Annotated in this window: 2 protein-coding genes; one reads left to right on the top strand and one right to left on the bottom strand. The window is 42.0% G+C overall.

All coding sequences use genetic code 11. The features are described from left to right. Window positions 1-13: 13 nt before the first annotated feature. On the bottom strand, window positions 14-481 hold the full coding sequence (locus tag CALSC_RS16950; RefSeq protein ID WP_088242485.1) for a hypothetical protein: 468 nt from the start codon (window positions 479-481) through the stop codon (window positions 14-16). Between the two features lie 191 nt (window positions 482-672). Between CALSC_RS16950 and CALSC_RS16945 the strand changes: the two genes are divergently transcribed. Further along, window positions 673-1,946: NB-ARC domain-containing protein (locus CALSC_RS16945; protein WP_143288285.1), on the top strand; the 1,274-nt coding region annotated here is incomplete at its 3' end.

Here is a 1,946-nt window from a genome sequence, read left to right as displayed (position 1 = left end):
CTTAGATTATCTTTTACATATTGATAGATAGTTGGTAATAATTATCCGAGTTACCAGCATCAGATTTTACAACTCTGATAATGTAATCCCCAGCTTTGACAAACTTATTAATCCTCTCAGGGGTATCGCCGTCATTAATAGAGATACGCTCTTTGGAATCTCCAGCATCTACAATGCCATTTTTGTTGGCATCAAGAATCAGTTCTAAATCTGCATCCTGGTTCTTACTATTCGTCAGAGACGCTATAAACTTCTTGTTAGACCTTATTCTGAGTCGGAATGCGTCAATGCGATCGCGTTTTCCAACTTTACCCGAAATTCTTTTGCTAAGGGCAGAATCTATACCAAGATTTTGTGCTCGTATATCGTTATACTCCACTTCTTTAATCATTCTAGGAATCCCATAAGCTGGAATTGCATTTGTACCAAGAGTGGCAGCAAATGTTAATATAGCCATTGCACTAAAGAATTGACGTTTCATAATTACATATACCTTTTTGTGTGTGTTTTTATTGGCTTGTATTCATCCCCGTATTTGTTTGATAGAGGATTAATTCAAGCTCCATATTTATAAGATAAAAACTGACACCAAAAATGTCTGTACAGAAAGGTATGGAACTGGAGTATGGAAAAAAGTATGGTGTAGTTCGACAAAAAGTATGGTTGCTGTGATTGAATAATAGTAAGGATGCGAAAAATTATTGGGCAATGGAGTTAGAACAGGCAATAGAGCTTGTAAATTCTGCGATATCACAGAGCATTGAGCGATCGCTCTCGGAAGTGGAAATTGATCTACTGAGGGGGGCTTGGTTAGGAGAAACCTATGAGGAAATTGCTGAACGTTCTGGTTACTCTATTAATTATCTGCAACGGGACATTGGTCCAAAGTTCTGGAAACTCCTGAGCAGCACTTTTGACAAGAAACTCAATAAGACTAACATACGTGGTGTACTCACCCAGTTGCAGTTACCTATCCCAGAGACACCATCGCCCATAAACCAACCAATTCCCAATGCTCAATCTGATAATTTTCTGACAATTAATCAACCGAACATCAGTACTATTACTGACTGGGGAGAAGCACCAGATATCCGCTTCTTTTACGGACGTTCGGAGGAATTAAAGCTGCTAGGGCAGTGGGTTGAACAGGAGCAATGTCGTTTGGTAGCAGTACTGGGCATGGGCGGCATTGGCAAAACGACTTTGGCTGCTAAAATTGCCTATGAACTTCAGGGTAAATTTGACTACATCATTTGGCGATCGCTCCGTAATGCTCCATCCCTGGATACCTTGTTGGGGGATTTAATTCCCTTTCTGTCGCGCCAGCAAGATAATGACTGTTCCGTGACCCGGTTTATGCATTGGCTGCGGCAATCCCGTTGTCTGGTAATTTTGGATAATGTGGAAACAATCCTCAAGGGTGGGGAACGTGCGGGACAATTTCGGGATGAATATGAAGACTACAGTGAATTACTGGTGGTGGTGGGACAAGCTAGCCATCAAAGTTGTCTGTTGTTGACCAGTCGTGAAAAACCTTCTGAGATTGCAACGTTTGAGGGGGCGAACCTTTCCGTGCATTCTTTACAGTTGGCGGGTTCACGGTCAGCGGCTTTGGCATTGATTGCAGCCAAGCAGCTAGTTGGTAGCCAAATAGAGAAAGAGCTACTCTGCCAACGTTACAGTTACAGCCCCCTAGCTTTGCAAATCATTGCTAGCTCCATTCGTGATGTGTTTGCAGGGGAGATATCGCTGTTTTTAGCAGAAGAAACTCTTTTATTTAATGGTGTGAAGCGACTGCTTGACCATCAATTTCAACGTCTCACATCCCTTGAGAAAACAGTCATGACTTGGTTGGCGATTAATCGTGACTGGACAAGTATTACGGAACTCATGGCTGATATTTGTCCATCTTGCTCTAAAATGGCATTGATTGAAACCCTGGAGTC

Source organism: Calothrix rhizosoleniae SC01, from assembly GCF_900185595.1.
In the GTDB taxonomy this organism is placed as follows: Bacteria; Cyanobacteriota; Cyanobacteriia; order Cyanobacteriales; family Nostocaceae; genus Calothrix_A; species Calothrix_A rhizosoleniae.
This window is presented reverse-complemented; position numbering and strand designations above follow the sequence as displayed.

Excerpts from the sequence above, each read along its gene's own strand:
- CALSC_RS16950 (WP_088242485.1), bottom strand. The coding sequence starts at position 481 with ATGAAACGTCAATTCTTTAGTGCAATGGCTATATTAACATTTGCTGCC.